This window comes from Demequina gelatinilytica (genome assembly GCF_000971115.1).
Taxonomy (GTDB): Bacteria; Actinomycetota; Actinomycetes; order Actinomycetales; family Demequinaceae; genus Demequina; species Demequina gelatinilytica.
This window is the reverse complement of record NZ_BBLV01000014.1, coordinates 1-20067: the sequence shown is the minus strand read 5'-3', so window position 1 is coordinate 20067 and position 20067 is coordinate 1. Positions and strand designations below refer to the sequence as shown.

18 protein-coding genes are annotated in these 20067 nt (G+C 71.5%); 12 read left to right on the top strand and 6 right to left on the bottom strand.

Annotated features, from left to right (window positions below):
- The first annotated feature begins 3 nt into the window (after window positions 1-3).
- The 3 genes from dut to AOM00_RS11680 are packed head-to-tail and all read left to right on the top strand — an operon-like array spanning window position 4 to window position 1420.
- Window positions 4-465 (top strand): dUTP diphosphatase, encoded by a 462-nt coding sequence (gene dut, locus AOM00_RS11690; protein ID WP_062517956.1) that lies wholly within the window; start codon window positions 4-6, stop codon window positions 463-465.
- Window positions 462-749, top strand: a complete 288-nt coding sequence (locus tag AOM00_RS11685; protein WP_062517955.1) for an OB-fold nucleic acid binding domain-containing protein — start codon at window positions 462-464, stop codon at window positions 747-749. The genes dut and AOM00_RS11685 overlap by 4 nt, the downstream gene beginning before the upstream one ends.
- On the top strand, window positions 746-1420 hold the full coding sequence (locus AOM00_RS11680; protein WP_062517954.1) for a DUF3159 domain-containing protein: 675 nt from the start codon (window positions 746-748) through the stop codon (window positions 1418-1420). Before AOM00_RS11685 ends, AOM00_RS11680 begins: the two co-directional genes overlap by 4 nt.
- Here AOM00_RS11680 and AOM00_RS11675 read toward each other — a convergent pair.
- On the bottom strand, window positions 1338-2024 hold the full coding sequence (locus tag AOM00_RS11675; RefSeq protein WP_062517953.1) for a potassium channel family protein: 687 nt from the start codon (window positions 2022-2024) through the stop codon (window positions 1338-1340). The genes AOM00_RS11680 and AOM00_RS11675 overlap by 83 nt on opposite strands.
- A complete protein-coding gene (locus tag AOM00_RS11670; RefSeq protein ID WP_062517952.1) occupies window positions 2021-2686 on the bottom strand; it encodes a potassium channel family protein in 666 nt (221 codons plus the stop codon). The genes AOM00_RS11675 and AOM00_RS11670 overlap by 4 nt, the downstream gene beginning before the upstream one ends.
- A gap of 41 nt (window positions 2687-2727) precedes the next feature.
- Here AOM00_RS11670 and AOM00_RS11665 point away from each other — a divergent pair, with 41 nt between their 5' ends.
- From AOM00_RS11665 to AOM00_RS11645, 5 genes are all read left to right on the top strand, one after another.
- Window positions 2728-4641, top strand: a complete 1914-nt coding sequence (locus AOM00_RS11665) for an APC family permease (RefSeq protein WP_169746847.1) — start codon at window positions 2728-2730, stop codon at window positions 4639-4641.
- Window positions 4634-5833, top strand: a complete 1200-nt coding sequence (locus AOM00_RS11660) for a class I SAM-dependent RNA methyltransferase (RefSeq protein WP_062517950.1) — start codon at window positions 4634-4636, stop codon at window positions 5831-5833. Before AOM00_RS11665 ends, AOM00_RS11660 begins: the two co-directional genes overlap by 8 nt.
- Before the next feature lie 88 nt (window positions 5834-5921).
- Window positions 5922-8717 carry an aconitate hydratase AcnA gene (gene acnA, locus AOM00_RS11655; RefSeq protein WP_062517949.1) on the top strand — a complete coding sequence of 932 codons (2796 nt, stop codon included), beginning with the start codon at window positions 5922-5924 and terminating at the stop codon, window positions 8715-8717.
- 133 nt (window positions 8718-8850) lie between these two features.
- Window positions 8851-10713 carry a 1-deoxy-D-xylulose-5-phosphate synthase gene (gene dxs, locus AOM00_RS11650; protein WP_062517948.1) on the top strand — a complete coding sequence of 621 codons (1863 nt, stop codon included), beginning with the start codon at window positions 8851-8853 and terminating at the stop codon, window positions 10711-10713.
- A 166-nt stretch (window positions 10714-10879) separates the two neighbouring features.
- Window positions 10880-12865 carry an outer membrane protein assembly factor BamB family protein gene (locus AOM00_RS11645; protein WP_062517947.1) on the top strand — a complete coding sequence of 662 codons (1986 nt, stop codon included), beginning with the start codon at window positions 10880-10882 and terminating at the stop codon, window positions 12863-12865.
- A gap of 16 nt (window positions 12866-12881) precedes the next feature.
- On the opposite strand, the gene AOM00_RS11640 is transcribed toward AOM00_RS11645, so the two are convergent.
- Both AOM00_RS11640 and AOM00_RS11635 read right to left on the bottom strand, forming a co-directional pair.
- On the bottom strand, window positions 12882-14159 hold the full coding sequence (locus AOM00_RS11640; protein ID WP_062517946.1) for an HRDC domain-containing protein: 1278 nt from the start codon (window positions 14157-14159) through the stop codon (window positions 12882-12884).
- A complete protein-coding gene (locus tag AOM00_RS11635; protein WP_062517945.1) occupies window positions 14156-14710 on the bottom strand; it encodes a DUF3000 domain-containing protein in 555 nt (184 codons plus the stop codon). Before AOM00_RS11635 ends, AOM00_RS11640 begins: the two co-directional genes overlap by 4 nt.
- 100 nt (window positions 14711-14810) lie before the next feature.
- On the opposite strand from AOM00_RS11635, the gene gnd reads away from it, so the two are divergent.
- The 3 genes from gnd to AOM00_RS11620 all read left to right on the top strand — a co-directional run bounded on the left by gnd (window position 14811) and on the right by AOM00_RS11620 (window position 17616).
- Window positions 14811-16247 carry an NADP-dependent phosphogluconate dehydrogenase gene (gene gnd / locus AOM00_RS11630; RefSeq protein ID WP_062517944.1) on the top strand — a complete coding sequence of 479 codons (1437 nt, stop codon included), beginning with the start codon at window positions 14811-14813 and terminating at the stop codon, window positions 16245-16247.
- 70 nt (window positions 16248-16317) lie between these two features.
- Window positions 16318-17316, top strand: a complete 999-nt coding sequence (zapE, locus tag AOM00_RS11625) for a cell division protein ZapE (RefSeq protein ID WP_062517943.1) — start codon at window positions 16318-16320, stop codon at window positions 17314-17316.
- Window positions 17317-17436: 120 nt separating this feature from the next.
- On the top strand, window positions 17437-17616 hold the full coding sequence (locus AOM00_RS11620) for a hypothetical protein (protein WP_062303492.1): 180 nt from the start codon (window positions 17437-17439) through the stop codon (window positions 17614-17616).
- 5 nt (window positions 17617-17621) lie between these two features.
- Here the strand turns inward: AOM00_RS11620 and AOM00_RS11615 are convergent, their stop codons facing one another.
- A complete protein-coding gene (locus tag AOM00_RS11615) occupies window positions 17622-18275 on the bottom strand; it encodes an IMPACT family protein (RefSeq protein WP_062517942.1) in 654 nt (217 codons plus the stop codon).
- Window positions 18276-18309: 34 nt separating this feature from the next.
- Window positions 18310-18948 carry a tetratricopeptide repeat protein gene (locus AOM00_RS11610; RefSeq protein WP_156159148.1) on the bottom strand — a complete coding sequence of 213 codons (639 nt, stop codon included), beginning with the start codon at window positions 18946-18948 and terminating at the stop codon, window positions 18310-18312.
- A gap of 465 nt (window positions 18949-19413) precedes the next feature.
- Between AOM00_RS11610 and AOM00_RS11605 the strand changes: the two genes are divergently transcribed.
- Complete coding sequence (locus AOM00_RS11605; protein ID WP_062517940.1) at window positions 19414-19995, top strand: hypothetical protein; 582 nt, start codon at window positions 19414-19416, stop codon at window positions 19993-19995.
- Window positions 19996-20067 lie beyond the last annotated feature (72 nt).

Sequence of the window (20067 nt, the reverse complement as noted above, 5' to 3'; positions counted from 1 at the left end):
CGCATGGCCGACCTCGAGATCCTCGTCAGCACGACCGAGCCGGACGTGCCGCTGCCGCGATACTCGCATCCGGGTGACGCGGGAGCGGACATCACCACGCGCATCGACGTGCAGCTCGCTCCCGGTGAGCGGGCCACCGTGCCGACCGGGCTGCGCATCGCGCTCCCGGCCGGCTACGCGGCCTTCGTCCACCCGCGCTCGGGGCTCGCGGCGCGCCACGGTGTGACCGTGGTCAACGCGCCGGGCACCGTGGACGCGGGCTATCGCGGCGAGATCGCGGTGACCCTGCTCAACACCGACGCCCACGAGCCTGTCACGCTGGCCCGCGGCGACCGCATCGCCCAGCTGGTGATCCAGCGGGTCGAGCTCGCCGAGTTCGTGGCCGTGGAGGACCTGCCCGGGTCGCATCGCGGCGAGGGCGGCTTCGGCTCGACCGGCGTCGCGACCGCGGAGGCACCGGCGTGACCTCCGCCGGCGGCACCTGCGCGATCGCCGACGTCGAGCCGCGCGGGGTCGCCCGCGTGGAGGGCCGTGTGGTGGCCATCCAGGTCGAGCCGAGCGACGCGCCCCCGGCCTTCACCGTGAGGCTCGAGGACCGCACCGGGCGCATCGACGCCGTCTTCATGGGGCGCAGGGACGTGCCGGGCATCGCGCCCGGCGTCGAGCTCGCCGTCGAGGGCCGCGTGTGCGCGACCGAGTCCGTGCCGCGCCTGTACAACCCGCGCTACGAGCTGATGCACGCATCATGACCGGCGAGCGACCGACCACCGAGAACCGGGCCGCGAGCCTGCTCGGTGGCGAGTCCTTCGACCTGCACGCCGCGATCGGCGGCTGGCGCGGCTTCGTCGAGTCGTCGCTGCCCGGCATCGTGTTCGTGGTCGCGTACCTCGTCTGGGGCGGCTTCCGGATGCCCGTGCTGGCTGCGGCCGGCGTCATGGTCGTCCTCGTCGTGGTCCGGCTGGTCCAGCGCACGCCCATCACGCAGGCCCTCGCCGGCGCGGCCGGAGTCGCGATCGGCGCGATCTGGGCCTGGCGCTCGGGGGACGCCGCGGGCTACTTCGAGCCCGGGATGTGGATCAACGCCGCGTACCTCGCGGGGATCCTCGTGTCGATGATCGCGGGGTGGCCCGTGGTCGGCATCGTCATGGGCCTCATCCACGGCGAAGGGACCTCGTGGCGTCAGCGCCCGGGGGAGCGACGCCGGTACCAGCTCGCGTCCGGGGTGCTCGCCGCGATGTTCGCGCTTCGCCTGGCGGTGCAGCTGCCGCTGCTCCTCGCGGGTCAGCTCGCGGTGCTCGGCACCGTCAAGCTCGCGATGGGCGTGCCGCTGTTCGCGCTCACGCTGTGGGGCGTATGGCTGCTGTCCCGCGACGCAGGACCTGCTCGAGAGCCTCGGGATCCGCCTCCGACGACACGATGAAGAGCAGCTCGTCGTGAGCCTCGAGGGTGTCGTCCGGCGTCGGCGCGATGGTGCGGTCGCCTCGGATGATGCACGCGAGCACGATGTCGACGGGCCACTGGATCTCGCGCAGGAGCACGCCCACCACGGGTGACGATGCGGGCAGGGTCACCTCGACCATCGCGGCGCCGGACTGGCGGAAGGTGAACACGCGCACGAGGTCGCCGACCGCGACCGCCTCCTCGACCATCGCGGTCATGATGCGCGGCGTCGACACCGCGACATCCACGCCCCACTGCGCGTCGTACATCCACTCGTTGCGCGGGTTGTTGACGCGCGCGACGGTGCGGGGGACCCCGAACTCCGTCTTGGCGAGGAAGGACACGACGAGGTTCGCCTTGTCGTCGCCCGTGGCCGCGACCACCACGTCCATGGTCTCGATCTGCGCGTCGCGCAGCGCGGACATCTCGCACACGTCCGCGAGCATCCACTCGGCCTCCGCGACCTGCGCGACGCGCATGGCGGCGGGGTTGGAGTCGATGAGCAGCACCTCGTGCCCGTGCTCGAGCAGGTCGCGCGCGATCGAGCGGCCGACCGAGCCGGCCCCGGCGATCATGACCTTCATCGCGTCACCTCCGGGGAGCGGCCGGCGACGCGCGCGGGCACCGAGCCGGCGCCGGGGAGCATCGTGAAGTAGGTCTCGTCACCCTCCTGGACGAGCGTGCCCGCATCGGGAAGCAGCGCCTCGCCGAACCGCACGAGGTACGCGACGCGAGCCCGCGTCTGCGCCTCGAGCTCGGTGTAGCGCCTGCCCACCCAGCCGGAGTCGATCGGCAGGCGGCTGAGGCTCACGCCCGCGCTCGGGTCGTGATAGAGCGCGTCGGAGCCGCCGGGAAGGAGCCTGGAGACGATCTGCGCGGCCGTCCACGGGACGGGCGCGACGGTCGGGATGCCCAGCCGGCGGTACACCTCGGCACGGCCGAAGTCCGCGATGCGCGCGACCACGTTGTCGATGCCGTACGTCTCGCGCACCACGCGGGCCGCAAGGATGTTCGAGTTGTCGCCGTCGGAGACCGCGGCGAAGGCGTAGGCGTCCTCGACTCCAGCGGACACGAGCGTGTCGCGGTCGAAGCCGATCCCGGTGATGCGCTGGCCCGCGAAGCCCGACGGCAGCCGGCGGAACGCGTCGCCCGACTGGTCGATCACCGCGACGGTGTGGCCACGGGCCTCGAACTCGGTCGCCAGCGTCGCGCCGGTGCGGCCACAACCCATGATCACGATGTGCACGGCAACCCACCGTATACCCCTTGAGCCTAGGATGGTGCGACGTGCGAAGGTTTCTGTCGACCCTGAAACTGCTGGTGTTCGGGCGGCCCATCGCGACGGGGCGGATCCAGCGTGCGCAGCTGCGCACCCGCCTCGCGCTACCCGTGTTCGGCGCGAGCCTGCTGTCCACCGTGACGTACGCGCCCGATGCGGTGGTGGACGCGCTGCGCAAGGGAGGCGTGCAGTCCACGTTGCCGCTCATGGCGCTCGGCGTCGTGGCGATCATGCTGCTGCTCGGCTTCGCCTACCGCTCCAACGTGCGCAAGCGTCCCGATGCGCGCGGCGACTACGGGCTCGTGTCGGACAAGCTCGGTCCGGAGGCGGCGCTCGTCACGGGCGCCTCGCTGCTGGTCGACTACGTGTTCACCGTCGCGGTGTCGGTCGCGGCCATCGCGCAGTTCATCGCGTTCGTGGTGCCCGGGCTCGACAACGCGCACGCCTCGATCGCCGTCGGCGCGATCCTGGTGATGACGCTCGCCAACCTGCGCGGCGTGCGCGAGCGTGCGCACCTGCTGCTCATCGTCTGGTTCGGCTTCCTCGGCGTCATCCTGCTCCAGCTCATCGTGGGGGCGACCCGCGACGACATCGCGCCGCTCACCACCACCCCGCCCGAACCGACGTGGTCCACGGCCCTCGCCTTCGCCGGCGCCATCGCGTCCGGCGCGGTGATGCTCACCGGCATCGAGCACCTCGCCTCCTCGGGGCCCGCGCACGCGGAGCCGCGCGGCAAGCGGGCCGGCCGGACCCTCATCCTCGCGGTGCTCGCCGGTGCGATCGCCTTCTCCGCGGTGATCGTCATGGTGTGGCGCTACCGGGTCTCTGGTTGGGCCTCGGGGCCGGTCCTGCTGCAGACCGCGGAGCGCATCTTCGAGTCCTCGTGGCCCGTCTGGCTGGTGGCGATCCCGTCCGTCGCGATCCTGTACGCCGCCGCATCGGCCGTGTTCCGACGCTTCGCGGACCTCACGTCCCTCCTCGCGAGCGACTCCTACCTCCCGCGCCAGCTCTCCCAGCAGAACGACCGCCTGGTCCTGCGCGGCGGAGTCCTCTGGGTGGCGCTCGCCTCCGCGGTGATCGTCGTGGTGACGGGGGCGCGGCTCCAGCAGCTCGTGCACATGTACCTCATCGGCGCCTTCGCCGCGATCGTGCTGAGCCAGGTCGCGATGGTGCGCTACCAGAGCCTCCGCATCGCGCTCGAGCCGAGCGGACGCACGCGCCTGCGGATGAAGGGGACGCGGGTGCTGCACGCCTCCGCGGCCGTGGTGGCTGCCGCGGTCTGGCTCGTCATCGCGATCTTCAACTTCCTCGCGGGCGCGTGGTTCGCGCTCGTGCTCGTGACCGCTCTCGTGTTCCTCATGCGGGGGATCCACCGCCACTACGCGAACGTGAAGGAGCAGCTCGCGATCCTTCCGGACGACCCTGCGTCGGCACGTCCGAGCGCGACCCACGGCATCGTGCTGGTCGCGCAGCTGCACCGCCCCGCGCTGCGTGCCATCGCCTACGCGAAGGCCGCGCGCCACTCGTCGCTCGAGGCCGTCGCGGTGCAGGTCGACCCCGCCGCGACCCGCGTCCTCCAGCGGCGCTGGGGCGAGCTCGGGCTCAGCATCCCGCTCGTGGTGCTCGACTCGCCCTACCGCGACCTCGTGGCACCGGTGCTCGACCATGTGCGGTCGATCCACCGCGAGTCGCCCCGGGACATGGTCGTCGTGTACGTACCCGAGTACATCGTGGGACGCTGGTGGGAACGGTTCCTGCACAACCGCGCGACCATGCGTCTGCGCGCCAAGCTCCTGTCCGTGCCGCGCGTGGTGGTGGCGGCGGTGCCGTGGCACCTGTCGTCGTCGCTCGCGGTCCTGGACGGCGAGCCGCTCACGCGGGAGCTCCCGCGACTGGAGAAGGACGAGGCCACCCATGCGTGAACTGCTCGAGCTCGAGATCGGCGCGGTGGCCCACGGCGGCCACTGCGTCGCACGGCACGAGGGCCGCGTGGTGTTCGTCCGTCACGCGCTGCCAGGCGAGGTGGTGCGCGCGCGTCTCACGGAGGCCGGGGACGATGCCCGGCTCTGGCGCGCGGATGCGGTCGAGGTCCTCGAGGCGTCGCCCGACCGCGTGCCGAGCGCATGGCCCGATGCCGGCCCCGGCGGCGTGGGCGGGGGAGAGCTCGCCCACGTCTCGCTCCCGGCGCAGCGGCGCTGGAAGCATGACGTCCTGCGCGAGGCGTTCGCACGCTTCGCCGACCGCGAGTTCCCGGGCGACGTGTCCGCGGCGCCCGGCGACGACGAGCGCGGTGGGCTCGGATACCGCACGCGCGTCACCGTGGTGGCCGGACCCGACGGGAGGGCGGCCATGCACGTCCACCGGTCCCGTGCCGTGAAGGCGCTCGACACGCTGCCCATCGCGGCGCCCGCGCTCGAGGAGCTGGTGCTGGGCACACGCTTCCCCGCCGCGTCGCACATCCAGGGCGTCGCGCCGGCGGGCGAGGACCCACGGCTCGTGGTCGACGGCACGCCGTGGAAGGGTGGACGTCCCGATCGCCGCACCAACGCCCCGCGCCGGGTCCGGGAGCGGGTCGTGTCGGCGCATGGCGAATGGGGCTACCAGGTCGACGCCGAGGGCTTCTGGCAGGTCCACCGCGAGGCGCCGGCCGTGCTGGTCGACGCGGTGCTGTCGCGCGTCGGTGAGGCGGAGACCGTGCTCGACCTCTACGCCGGAGCGGGGCTGTTCACGGTCCCCCTGGCAGCCGGCGGCCGTTCCGTCACCTCGGTCGAGTCCGATGCACGTGCCTCCCGCGACGCGCGCCGCAACGCGCACGACGTCCCCGGCGCGAGCATCGTCCACGCGGACACCCGCGCCTTCCTCGACGCCACCGGCGTGACCGCTGATGCGGTGGTGCTCGACCCGCCGCGCTCGGGCGCGGGGGCGAAGACCATCGACGTCCTCGCGAAGGTGGGCGCGGGCCGCATCGTCTACGTGGCGTGCGACCCGGTCGCGCTCGCACGCGACACGGCCCTGCTCGCCCACCATGGGTACGCGCTCGAGGAGGCGCAGGGCCTCGACCTGTTCCCGATGACGCATCACATCGAGACGGTCGCCACATTCGTCAAGGAGTAGGGCGCGCGGGGAGAATGCCGCTGGCATCCGCCCCGATAGGATGACGCCAGACCCGAAGATGGGACACCCCGAACCACGGAGGAGACGCATGAGCGCGAACACCCTTGGATCCAAGTCGACGCTGCAGGTAGGACCGCAGCAGTACGAGATCTTCCGACTCGACGCGGTTCCAGGGCTCGAGCGCCTGCCGTACTCGCTGAAGATCCTCGCCGAGGCGCTGCTGCGCACCGAGGACGGCGCGAACATCACGGCGGACCACGTCACCGCGCTCGCGCAGTGGGAGCCCACCGCGGACCCCGACACCGAGATCCAGTTCACCCCGGCCCGCGTGGTGATGCAGGACTTCACCGGCGTCCCCTGCGTGGTGGACCTCGCGACCATGCGTGAGGCCGTGAGCGCCCTGGGCGGCGACCCCTCGGTCATCAACCCGCTCGCGCCCGCGGAGATGGTCATCGACCACTCGGTGGTCATCGACATCTTCGGACGCAAGGACGCGCTCGAGCGCAACACCGACCTCGAGTACGAGCGCAACCGCGAGCGCTACCAGTTCCTGCGCTGGGGCCAGACGGCCTTCGACAACTTCAAGGTGGTGCCGCCGGGCACCGGGATCGTCCACCAGGTCAACCTCGAGTACCTCGCGCGCGGCGTCATGACGCGCGAGCTCGACGGCGCGACGCAGGCGTACCCGGACTCGTGCGTCGGCACCGACTCGCACACCACGATGATCAACGGCCTCGGCGTGCTCGGCTGGGGCGTGGGCGGCATCGAGGCCGAGGCGGCCATGCTGGGCCAGCCCGTGTCCATGCTCATCCCGAAGGTGGTCGGCTTCAAGCTCACGGGTGCGATCCCCGCGGGCGCGACCGCCACCGACGTGGTGCTCACCATCACCCAGATGCTCCGCCAGCACGGCGTGGTGGGCAAGTTCGTCGAGTTCTACGGCGAGGGCGTGGGCGCGGTCCCGCTCGCCAACCGCGCGACCATCGGCAACATGAGCCCCGAGTTCGGCTCGACCGCGGCGATCTTCCCCATCGACGAGGTCACGGTGGACTACCTGCGCCTGACCGGCCGCTCGGCGGAGCAGGTCGCGCTGGTCGAGGCCTACTGCAAGGAGCAGGGCCTCTGGCACGACCCGTCGCGCGAGGCCGCGTACTCCGAGTACCTCGAGCTCGACCTCTCGACCGTGGTCCCCTCGATCGCCGGCCCGAAGCGTCCGCAGGACCGCATCGAGCTCACCGACGCGAAGGCGTCGTTCGGCCGCTCGATCCTCGACTACGCGCAGCACGAGGAGATGCACGGCCTCGACGAGTCGGTCGAGGAGACCTTCCCGGCCTCCGACCCCATCGCTGCCGAGGCGCACGCGGGCGAGGCGGACGCGCCGGCCCACGGATCCTCCACGGCGGTCAAGACCCGCCCGCACAAGCACGCGCCGGTCACGCTCGCCGACGGCACGGAGACCGCGCTCGACCACGGCGCCGTGGTGATCGCCTCGATCACCTCGTGCACCAACACGTCGAACCCGTCGGTCATGCTCGCGGCGGCGCTGCTCGCGCGCAACGCGAACGCCAAGGGCCTCACGTCCAAGCCCTGGGTGAAGACCTCGATGGCGCCTGGCTCGCAGGTGGTCACCGACTACTACGAGAAGGCCGGGCTGTGGCCCGACCTCGAGGCGCTCGGCTTCCACCTGGTCGGCTACGGCTGCACCACGTGCATCGGCAACTCGGGCCCGCTCCCGCAGGAGGTCTCCGACGTGGTGAACGAGAACGACCTCGCGGTCGTCTCGGTGCTGTCCGGCAACCGCAACTTCGAGGGTCGCATCAACCCCGACGTGAAGATGAACTACCTCGCGTCGCCGCCGCTCGTCATCGCGTACGCGCTCGCCGGCACCATGGACCACGACTTCGAGGCGGACCCGCTGGGCACCGACTCCGACGGCAACGACGTGTACCTGCGCGACATCTGGCCCGACGCGGCCGAGGTCGAGCAGATCGTCGGCTCCTCCATCACCCAGGAGATGTTCGAGAAGGACTACGCGGACGTGTTCGCGGGCGACTCGCGTTGGCAGAACCTGCCCACGCCGGCCGGCAAGACCTTCGAGTGGGCGGACGACTCGACCTACGTGCGCAAGCCCCCGTACTTCGAGGGCATGGGCCTCGAGCCCGAGCCCGTCGAGGACATCGCCGGCGCCCGCGTGCTCGCGCTGCTGGGCGACTCGGTCACCACCGACCACATCTCTCCGGCCGGCTCGATCAAGGCGGACAGCCCCGCGGGCGTCTACCTGGCCGAGCACGGCGTCGAGCGCCGCGACTTCAACAGCTACGGCTCGCGCCGCGGCAACCACGAGGTCATGATCCGCGGCACGTTCGCGAACATCCGCCTCAAGAACCTGCTGCTGGACGGGGTCGAGGGCGGCTTCACCCTCAACCACCTCACCGGCGAGCAGACCACCATCTACGACGCGTCGGTCGCGTACCAGGCCGCGGGTGTGCCGCTCGTGGTGCTCGCCGGCAAGGAGTACGGCTCCGGCTCGTCGCGCGACTGGGCGGCCAAGGGCACGTCGCTGCTGGGCGTCCGCGCGGTCATCACCGAGAGCTTCGAGCGCATCCACCGCTCCAACCTCATCGGCATGGGCGTGATCCCGCTCCAGTTCCCGGCGGGGGAGAGCGCCGCGTCGCTCGGGCTCGACGGCACCGAGACCTTCGACATCGCCGGCGTCTCGGCGTTCTCCGCAGGCGAGCACCCGCGCACGCTCGCGGTGAAGGCGACCAAGGCCGACGGCTCCGTGGTCGAGTTCGATGCGGTGGTCCGGATCGACACGCCCGGCGAGGCGGACTACTTCCGCAACGGCGGCATCCTCCAGTACGTGCTGCGGTCGCTGGTGAAGTAGCCGCGACCAGGCCCGAGCGGCCCCGCCCGGCGCGAGCCGGGCGGGGCCGCTTCCTTGGGTCGGGCGCCCGGCGCCGTGGGCCCGCAGGGCGAGGCCGTACAGTGGAACGTCATACAGCAGTGAGGAGCACCAGGTGCTGGAACGCATCGGGTCGCCCGCGGACCTCCGCGGCCTGACCTACGAGGAGCTGGCGGAGCTCGCCGCGGAGATCCGCACCTTCCTCGTCGACAACGTGTCGCGCACGGGCGGCCACCTCGGGCCCAACCTCGGGGTGGTCGAGCTCACCATCGGGATCCACCGGGTGTTCCACTCGCCGCACGACTCCATCGTCTTCGACACCGGTCATCAGGCGTATGTGCACAAGCTGCTCACGGGCCGCCAGAACTTCTCCACGCTGCGCCGTCGCGGCGGCCTGTCGGGGTATCCGGATCGGCAGGAGAGCGTCCACGACATCGTCGAGAACTCGCACGCGTCGACCGCGCTGTCCTGGGCCGCCGGCATCGCACGAGGGCACACGCTGCGGGGCGAGAGCGCTCGCAGCACGGTCGCGGTGATCGGCGACGGCGCTCTCACGGGCGGCATGGCGTGGGAGGCGCTCAACTCGCTCGGCGCCTCGCGCGACCGCGTGGTCGTGGTGATCAACGACAACGGACGCTCCTACGCGCCGACCATCGGTGGCCTCGCGCGCAAGCTGGACGGGATCCGCACGGACCGCCGCTACGAGGACTTCCTCGGATGGGGCAAGCGGACCTTCGAGCGCCGTGGGCGCCTCCGCAACTTCACGTACCAGACCGTGATGCACGCGAAGCGTGCGCTCAAGGGCCTGCTCACCGACGACGGCGTGTTCTCCGACCTGGGTCTCAAGTACATCGGCCCCATCGACGGTCACGACCAGCGCCAGGTCGAGCGCGCGTTGCGTCAGGCGCATGAGTTCGGCGAGCCCGTGATCGTCCATGTCCTCACGGACAAGGGGCGCGGCTACTCGCCGGCGGAGCAGGATGTCGCCGACAGGTTCCACGCCGTCGGGAAGATCCACCCCGAGACGGGCCTGCCGATCGAGCGGTCCCGCTTCGGATGGACGTCGGTCTTCGCGGACGAGATCCTCGCGGCGGCCGAGGAGCGCCCCGATGTGGTGGCGCTCACGGCGGCGATGCTCGCCCCGGTGGGGCTCCAGCCGCTTGCCGATGCCTACCCCGATCGCGTGATCGACGTCGGGATCGCGGAGCAGCACGCGGTGACGAGCGCCGCGGGCCTCGCCTATGCGGGCCTGCACCCCGTGGTCGCGGTGTACGCGACGTTCCTCAACCGCGCCTTCGACCAGGTGCTCATGGACGTGGCCCTCCACCGCGCCGGGGTGACCTTCATGCTGGACCGCGCGGGCATCACGGGCGACGACGGCCCCAGCCACAACGGCATGTGGGACATGGCGCTCCTGCGCCACGTCCCCGGGCTGCGGCTCGCGGCGCCGCGCGACGAGGCGACGCTCCGGCAGGCGTTCCGGGAGGCGCTCGACGTGGACGACGCGCCCACGGTGGTCCGTTACCCCAAGGGCGCGGTGGGCGAGCCGCTCCCCGCGGCGAGGACCGTCGGCGACCTCGAGGTGCTCGCGGAGCATGGCGACGGCCCGCGCGTGATCGTGATCGGGCTCGGCTCCATGGCGGCGACCGCGATCGCGGCCGCGGACAAGATCGCCGCCGAGGGGATCGACACGCTCGCGGCGACCGCGACGTGGGTGCACCCCGTGCCTGCGGGCCTCGAGGAGCTGGTCCGCGACGCCGAGCTCGTGGTGACAGTCGAGGACGGGCTCACGGACGCGGGCCTGGGCGAGGAGTGGGCGTCCTACGCGCGCCTGCACGGCCTCACGGCGGCGTGGGCCCATCACGGCGTCCGGCGTGAGTTCCTCCAGCACGCGTCCCGCGCTCAGCTCATCGACGACATGGGGCTCGACCCCTCCGCGATCGCGGCGGGCACCATCGCGCAGCTCGACGCGCGCTGACGAGCGGGACAACTCGCCCAAACCGCGCGGAACGGCTCTGACCAGGGGTGATCCCCGTCACGGTGCGTTGCCTGCGCTTCTCGCGGATCGCTAGAGTGCTCGGCGATGAGGACGGGATCGCAGCTCGCCGAGCTGCCGCTCCCGCTGAGCTGAGGGGCATCCTGTCATGACCGAGCACGACACCGCACGCCGTTCCGACGGACCGGACCAGGGCTTCTACACGCTCCAGGCGGACGGCACCTACGGGTACCACGAGCCTCAGGCGGACGGCTCGTACGTCTACCACCAGAAGCTCGCGGACGGCACGTACGGTTACTACCTCCCGCAGCCCGACGGCACGCAGCTCTACCACCGGCGCCTCGCGGACGGCTCGTTCGAGCAGTGGCGCCTGGGGTTCGACGGGACGTTCCAGGCGGTCGCGCCCGCGCCGGCCGTGGACGCTGCCGCGGTCGCCGCGCCTGCGGCCCCCGCCGCGGACCCCGCATCGTCCCCCGCGACGGTGCCCGTGCCCGCCGTGCCCGTGCGCTCCCGCAGGCCGGCGGTCATCGCGGGCGTGGCCGCTGGCGTCGTGGTGCTCCTCGCCGGCGGTGCGGTCGGCGCCTACGTGCTTCTTGGCGGAGGCGACGATGCGGCAGGCGACGATGTCCCGGTGCTCGCCGACATCGTCGACAAGCCGGGCGAGGCCTGGTCCGTCGACCTGCTGCTCGGCGACGACGCTCCCTACGTGTCGTACGCCGGCTCCTGGGCGATCGGCACCGATGCCCTGGCCGTGAGCCCGGTGTTCGACTACTACGCCTTCGAGGCCGACCACTCCTCCGACTACTGGTACGACGGTGTCGAATGGACCCCGGAGTACGACGCGCAGTACGACGAGGGCTGGGAGGCCGGCGCGGAGTACTACCTGGCGTACGAGAACTACGACTGGTACACGGACGACTACCCGTACCTCGAGGACTTCTGGCCTGGCGCGTCCGACTACTACGACGCCGACCCCGCCGTCGACGGCGGGATGATCCACGGCTTCGCTGACGGCAGCAACGGCGAGGCCCTGGGCGCGCACAGGCTCCCCGAGCCCGTCGAGCCCGACTTCGCGCCGCAGGCCTCGCTCATCTCGCTCGAGACGGGCGAGGAGCTGTGGACCACGCCCCTCGGCGACTACGCGGGCTCCGGCGAGGTGTCGGTCATGCTACGCGAGGGATCCGACGGCTCCTCGGTGGTCGCCATGGTGAGCACCGTCGGCGACTCCGACGTGGCCAACCGGCTGGTGGTGCTCGCACGCGACGGCGGCACGGTCATCGGCGAGACCCGGCTGCCGGACGGCTACATCAGCGTGCAGTCGGAAGGCGACGACCTGTACGTGATGATCGAGACGAGCGCGGACGACGACTACTTCACCACGGTGTCCCGCTACTCGCTCCTGGATCTCGAGTCGGGTGAGGCCTGGTCCGCGGACGTCGACGGGAGCGTGTACTCGCTGGGCCTCGAGGACGGCATCGTGTCGGTGTACGCCAACGAGGTGGTGCTGCTGGACCAGCTGACAGGCGACCCGCATCCGCTCAGCAGGCTGACGGACGAGGACACCTCGGTGACGCGCATCGGCGACGTGTATGTCCGCATCGATCGCGAGGACGACGGCGACGTCACGCTCATGGCCGTCGACGAGGAGCGCAACGAGCTCTGGGACGATGCCGTGGAGGCCGAGATGTACGGCGTCGTGGGCGGCGTGCTGTTCGTGGGCGATGAGTCCGACGACTACGGGTTCGAGGACCTCATGCGTGTGGACGTCGCCACCGGCGAGGGCGCCTGGGAGCAGGCGGTCGACGGCGATGACTGGCGTCTCGAAGGCGTGCACGACGGGAAGGTGTACGTCTCCTCGGACGACGCCCTGGTGCAGCTGTCGCTCAAGGACGGCGAGGAGCTCGGCGGCTTCCCGACGGATGCGGACCAGGTCTACCTCGCGGAGTCCATGCTGTTCGTGGTCGAGGGCGACGAGATCGTGGCGGTGAGCACGGAGGACATGAAGGACGTGTGGTCGTACAGGTTCGACGACGACTCGTACTCGGTCTCGAGCCTCGGGACCTTCCTGGTCCTGTGGAGCAACGCGACGAGCGAGCTCATCGGGCTGGGAGCCGCCTCGGGCGCGGACGCCTGACGCTGCTCCGGCGCGATCAGCCCTCGGGCGCCTCCTGAGCCTCCGCCGCGGCGGCCTGTGCCTCGATGAAGGCGGCGGCGAGCTCGGGCGCGGTGAGGTCGATCTGCCACGGGCGCGCGCCGCGGGAGGCGAGGAAGTCGCGGATCCAGGCCTCGCCGCCTCCCGTGTACTCCCAGCACGTGCGCCGCATGGCGTCTGGCTGGAGCAGGTTCTCCGCGGGGACCTCGTGGGTCTCGACCAGGGCCGCGATGCGTTCGCGCGCGGCGCCGAGCCGGGCGAAGGCCTCGGGGCGCTTGTCCTTCCACACACGCTGCTGCGGCGGGCCGTCGCCGGCAGGGGCGCGCCGCGCGGGAAGCTCCCGCTCGGTCAGCGCCATGGCCTTCTCGATGGCCGTGTACCACTGCGGCGCACGACGCTTGGTGCCCTTCGACTGGAACTCTCGCACGCCCAGGAGCGCGTCGAGCGACGCGGGCTTCGCCATGGCGGCCGCCACGATCGCCTGATCGCGCAGCACGCGACCCGGGGAGATGTCCCTCCGGCGGGCCTCCTTGTCGCGCGCCTCCCACAGGGAGCGCACGATCGCGAGCCCCCGCGGGTCACGGACCTGGTGGCAGCCCGAGGTGCGACGCCACGGCTCCTCGCGCGGCTCCGGAGGAGGAGCGAGGCGCACGGCCTCGAACTCCTGCTCCGCCCATGCGAGCTTGCCCGCGGCCTCGAGATGCGCGCCGAGCCGTTCGCGGAGGTCGAGGAGCACCTCGACGTCGAGCGCCGCGTAGACGAGCCAGTCGTGGGGGAGGGGGCGTGTGGACCAGTCCTGCGCGGAGTGCTCCTTCGCGAGCGCGAAGCCGAGCTCGCGCTCGACCACGGCGGCCAGCCCCACACGCGGCCACCCCAGGATGCGCGCGCCCAGCTCCGTGTCGAAGACGCGTGCGGGCGTCATCCCGAGCTCGCGCATGCCCGGCAGGTCCTGGCTCGCGGCGTGGAACACCCACTCCGCGTCGCCGAGCGCCGCGCCGAACGTCGAGAGGTCAGGGAGCGCCGCCGTGTCGATGAGCGCGATCCCGGCACCCGCGCGCTTGAACTGCGCGAGGTAGGTGCCCTGGCCGTACCGGAAGCCCGAGGCGCGCTCCGCATCGGCCGCGACGGGTCCCGTGCCCGCCGCGAAGGCGGCGCAGGCCGCCGCGAGCGCCTCGGGTGTGTCGATGATCGGGGGGACGCCGCCCTCGGGCTCGGTCAGAGGGATGGGCGTGATCGCATCGTCCTCGGTGGACGATGCGGTGGTCGGCTCGGTCACAGGGTCCTTCCCGGCAGCGCACGCACCCCGTCCTGCGTCGGAGGGACGCCCGCGCATGCCGCCATGAGTTCCGTCCAGGCCGCGATGTGCGGCGCCAGATCGGTGGTGGTGGGCGTCCAGGACGCCCGTAGCTCGATCGAGACCTCGCCGGGACGCTCGGCCAGCTCGCCGAACGACTCGGAGGTCACCTTGGTCACGGTACCGCCGCGAGCGTGGTGAGGTGCGCTCGCGAGGGCCTCCGTGAGCCATGACCACGCGACCGCACCCCAGAGGTCGTCGCGCCCGACCTCGGGATCGGCGACGGCCTTCACCAGGGCGACGATGCGCATCGTCCCGTCCCAGGCGGGCTGGCCGTCGGGATCGTGCAGGATGACGAACCGGCCCGAGGCCTCGGCGCCGTCCACCTCGCCCTGCACCGCGGCCGCGAACGGAGCGATGCGATGGGGGGCCGGGACCTCCGCGAGGCGCACGGCGGGATGCGTGGGGGCGTCACGAAGCGACAGCAGCGCGGCCCGGAAATCCGCGGGCGCCGAGTCGAGGTCGCTGGCCATAGTCGGAGCCTAAGCCCGGCTCCTCCAGGCGGGACGTACGCCACGCGCACCGTGAGCGTCTAGGCTGGGCCGGGTATCCCCGGAACGAGAAGGATGGACGATGGCGCTTGCTCAGATCGGTGTGACCGGACTTGCGGTCATGGGGCGCAACCTGGCCCGCAACTTCGCTCGCAACGGCTTCACGGTCGCGGTGCACAACCGCTCGCCCCAGAAGATGCACTCGCTCCTGGAGGAGCACGGCGACGAGGGCACCTTCATCGGCTCCGAGACGCTCGAGGACTTCGTCGCGTCGCTCCAGAAGCCCCGCACCGTGGTCGTCATGGTGCAGGCAGGCGGCCCGACCGATGCGGTCATCGACCAGCTCACGGGTCTGCTCGAGCAGGGCGACATCATCGTCGATGCGGGCAACGCGCTCTACACGGACACGATGCGCCGCGAGAAGGACCTTGCGGCCAAGGGCCTCCACTTCGTGGGATCCGGCGTGTCCGGCGGCGAGGAGGGTGCGCTGCTCGGCCCGTCGATCATGCCCGGCGGCCCGGCCGAGTCGTACGTGACGCTCGGCCCGATCCTCGAGAAGATCGCCGCGAAGGCGGAGGACGGCACGCCGTGCTGCGTGCACATCGGCCCCGATGGCGCCGGCCACTTCGTCAAGATGGTCCACAACGGCATCGAGTACGCCGACATGCAGCTCATCGGTGAGGCCTACGACCTCCTGCGCACGGGGCTCGACCTCGAGCCCGCGGAGATCGCGGACATCTTCGCCGAGTGGAACCAGGGCGACCTCGAGTCCTTCCTCATCGAGATCACCGCCGAGGTGCTGCGTCAGACCGACGCGATCACCGGCAAGGCGCTGGTCGACGTCATCAAGGACGAGGCGGGCCAGAAGGGCACCGGTCGCTGGACCGTGAAGTCCGCGCTCGACCTGGGCGTCCCCGTCACCGGCATCGCCGAGGCGACGTTCGCCCGCGCGATCTCCTCGCAGGTGTCGCAGCGCGCGGCCGCGCGCAATGTGCTGACCGCGTCGACCGGCGACTTCCACATCAACAACCGCGAGGGCTTCGTCGAGGACGTGCGCCTCGCGCTCTACGCGTCCAAGGTGGTCGCGTACGCGCAGGGCTTCGACCAGATCCGTGCCGCGTCCGAGGAGTTCGGCTGGGACATCACGCTGGGCGACATGGCGAAGATCTGGCGTGCGGGCTGCATCATCCGCGCGCGCTTCCTCGACCGCATCACCGACGCGTTCACGCGTGATGCAGACCTGCCCACGCTCCTGGTCGACCCGTACTTCTCGGACGAGATCGCCGGCGGCGTGGGTGCATGGCGCCGCGTGGTCGCGCAGGCCGCCCTCACCGGCGTGCCGGCGCCCGCCTTCGGCTCGTCGCTCGCGTACTACGACTCGCTGCGCGCCGAGCGCCTGCCGGCCGCGCTGATCCAGGGACAGCGCGACTTCTTCGGCGCGCACACCTACAAGCGCGTCGACCGTGACGGCACGTTCCACACGCTGTGGTCGGGCGACCGCACCGAGGTCGAGGCCTGAGCGCACGGATGACGATGCGAGGCGCGCTGGGGTTCCCCGGCGCGCCTCGCGCCGTCTCGGGGAGCCTCCGGTGACCCTCCAGCTGATCGGGCGTCGGCCCGTGGTCGCTCCCGAGGACCTCATCGCGGGGCTGGTGCCGCCGCCGCACTTCGGGCAGGCGTCGTTCTCGACGTACGTGCCCGATCCCGAGCATCCGTCGCAGGCGGCCGCGCTGGCGGCCGTGCGCGACTTCGCGGCGCCTCATCTGCGGCGGCTGCGGGCACGCAAGGGTCCCGGTGCCGGGCTGTACCTGGACGGCGGCTTCGGAGTAGGCAAGACGCACCTGCTCACGTCGCTCGCGCATGCGCTCGGGCCGTCGCGCGCCGTGTTCGGGACGTTCGTCGAGTACACCAACCTGGTGGGCGCGCTCGGCTTCATCGCCGCCCGTGAGGCGCTGTCGACGTTCGCCGTGGTGTGCATCGACGAGTTCGAGCTCGACGACCCCGGCGACACCCTGATCATGGCGCGGCTCATGCGCGAGCTCACCGACGCGGGCGTATGCGTCGCGGCGACGTCGAACACGCTGCCCGACGCGCTGGGGGAGGGGCGCTTCGCGTCGGAGGACTTCCAGCGCGAGGTCCAGACGGTGGCCCGGGTCTTCACCACGGTCCGGATCGACGGGCCCGACTACCGCCACCGCGGGGAGCTGGACTTCCCGCCGCCGGCGTCCGCGGAGGTGGTCGCCGCGGTGGCGGGCGCGCCGCGCGGCGCTCAGGTGGCGTGGCCCGACCTGCTCCAGGACCTCACCCAGGTGCATCCTTCCCGCTACGGCGCTTACGTCGACGGGATCGCCGCGCTGGCCGTCACCGACGTGGGGCCGCTCGACGACCAGAACCAGGCGCTCCGAGTGGTGGCGCTCGTGGACCGGCTCTACGACCGCGACGCTGTGCTGGCCGCGTCCGGCTCGCCGCTGGACACCGTGTTCACCCCCGAGATGCTGCGGGGCGGGTACCGCAAGAAGTACCTGCGATGCCTGTCGCGGCTCTCGTCGATGACGCATGCCGCGATGGAGCACACCCGGCCGGTCTGACGCGGGGACCGCCCGGCCGCGCGCGCCGTTTGCGCCGCCCACGCATCGTCCCGTTGCGGCGCGCGGCGGCGCCTGATAATCAGGAGTCGGGTCCCCGATGATCCGACAGGGGGGTGTGGCATGGCGAGCAACACAGGTGCGGCCGCGGGTGGCGGCGGGTACTTCCTCGCGATGATCGGCTCTGCGGTGTGGTTCTGGAACCAGGCCGACGGCTTCTGGGAGCACGTAGGCGCGTTGCTGCAGGCGCTCGTGTGGCCCGCGTTCCTCATCTACGACATCTTCGCGTTCCTCAACACGTAGGCATCTCAGGCGGGGATGTCGACCACCATGGTCCCGCCGTGGTGCGGCGTGATCGCGCCCGCGGTCGCCGCTGCCAGGTCGGCATCGAAGGTCGCCACGTCCGCCGGCGGCACGCGGACGACGAGCCGCGCCATGGCGCCGTACTCCGGCTCCGCCAGGGTGCCCGCATGAGCCGCGACCCAGGTGTGGCAGAAGGCGAGCAGGCGGCCCGCCTCGGCGTGCGGCACGTCGAGCGTGACGGCGGTGAGGCGCCTCCGGTGCACGGGGCGGGCGACGTCGAGCGTCTCCGCGACCGCGGCGGTGTAGGCGCGGACCAGGCCGCCCGCGCCCAGGAGGACACCACCGAACCAACGGCTCACGATCGCGACGACGTCGGTGACCTCGCGGCGTCTCAGGACCTCGAGCATCGGCACTCCTGCGGTGCCGGCGGGCTCGCCGTCGTCGCTCGAGCGCTGGCGGTCGGCGTGCGTGCCCAGCACCATCGCGACGCAGTGGTGGCGCGCGTCCCACCGCTCCTTGCGGATCCGGGCGATGATCGCGTCCGCCTCCTCCATCGAGGCGACCGGCGCGAGATGGGTGAGGAAGATCGAGCGCTTGATCTCGAGCGTGTGCTCGACCGGCTCCGCGATGGTGGAGGGGAGGTCGGCGTCGGAGGTCACCTAGGCAGGGTAGCCGGGCCTCTCCGGCGTGATGTCACGCCGCGATGCTGCGTAGCCAGCTGAGGGTGGGCTTGTCCGTGTCGATCTCGTGGAAGTCGGGGTGGAAGCTCAGACGCTTGGCGCTCTCCGCGAGGCTCAGCGCCGTGGACGCAGCGGTGCGCATCGTCCGCTCGTCGCCCACGGCCTCCGCGGAGCGGATCAGGGCCACGTGCCACCGGAACATCAGCGTGTCGAGGTGAAGCGGGCGTCGCTTGCGCCAGGTCTGGAGCAGGTCCACCGCCTCGTCGACGTCGCCGTGCGCGCTGCGGTCCAGCAGCAGCTCCGCCAGCGCGACCTCGACGCCGCCTGAGGTGCCGACGCCGTCCGGGTGCTCGGTGAGGAGCTCGCGATAGCGGTAGATCGCACCGGCCCGGTCGCCGCGATCCGCCGCGATCTGGGCGAGGGCCTCACGCGCGCCCGGGTGCGGGTCTGCGCCGGGGACCGTGACGGAGCGGTCGAGGAGCGCGCGGGCTTCGTCCGTGTGGTCGTCGTGCTCCGTGCACAGGTGGAGGGCCAGGCCTGCGAGGCGCAGGGCCTCCTCGCGCCCGGCCGGGTTCTCGCGTGCGACGCGGGCTTCGAGGGCGGTACGTGCCGCATCGTCCCATGTGACATGGATCACACGCGCAGATGACATGCCTGCATCTTGGCCCTTCCCGGGCGTGGGCGCCAGGCGGCGCGCGGGAAGAGGCGGACTCGAGTGCCTGTCGAGGCGGGGTGGTGCGGTGTTCGTGTGCCGGCGGCGGGCGAGACCTGCTTTGCGGCATGGTGTGACAATTCACACAAGCTCGCGCGATGGGTCCCGGGATGACGAACTCTCCAGCGGGTGACCGGAACCGAAGGCGATCTCGCGCTGAGGTACCTGCGGTGCGTTCCATGGGCCGTGCGGGGATTCCTGCGTCTCCGGGGTCGGGTGGTGCGAGGCGCCCGCCGGGGCTGGCGGCAGGGCCGGTCGACGCCGTGCCGTTGTCGGCGCAGGTCGATACGGTCGCCAAGGGAGCATGTCGCTCCTCGATGCTCGAGCACCGCGTAGGCGGCGTCGGTTCACGACCGTGTTCGGGCGCGCGTATCAGCCGGGGGTGCTGGCGCAGGAGGTATTGCCGTGAAGAACTTCATCAAGCCGATGCTCGCTGCCGTGGTGGGCGTCGCGCTGGCGGTAGGTACGGGACCGGTCGCGCTTGCGGATTCGAGCCCGAGCATCGACCGCAACGAATACGCGCAGATCAAGCGGGGCATGACGCTCAAGCAGGTCAAGGACATCGCTGACTCGTGGGGCACCGTGACCAGCGAGTTCAGCACCAGCCTCAATCGCTACCAGTTCCGAGAGTGGGCGGTGACGACGTCGACGAGCCCCGTCGCGTCGGCGGACATCGACTTCGTCCGCAAGAACGGGGCGTGGATCGTCGACGAGAAGTCGGTGTGGTGGACGTTCGATCCCAAGCAGACGGCCGACAAGGTGACCAAGTCGGAGTTCCGGAGCGTGTCGCGCAACATGCCCTACTGGAAGGTGAAGCGCGTGTTCGGCACCTGGGGAACCAAGTCCTATGAGCGCTCCAGCGAGTACGGGCGCACCTTGTCCGTGCTGTGGCCTGTGCCCGGCTCGATCTGGGGTGACGTCGAGGTCGATTTCGAGTGGCGCAACGGGCGCTGGGAGCTTGAGGGCAAGAGCGCGTACTGGGGCTGATCCTGGGTCACCTGCCCGCGGGGTGATGTCCCCAGGCCGAAAACTGGTGTTGTTTTCCACATCTACCAGGGT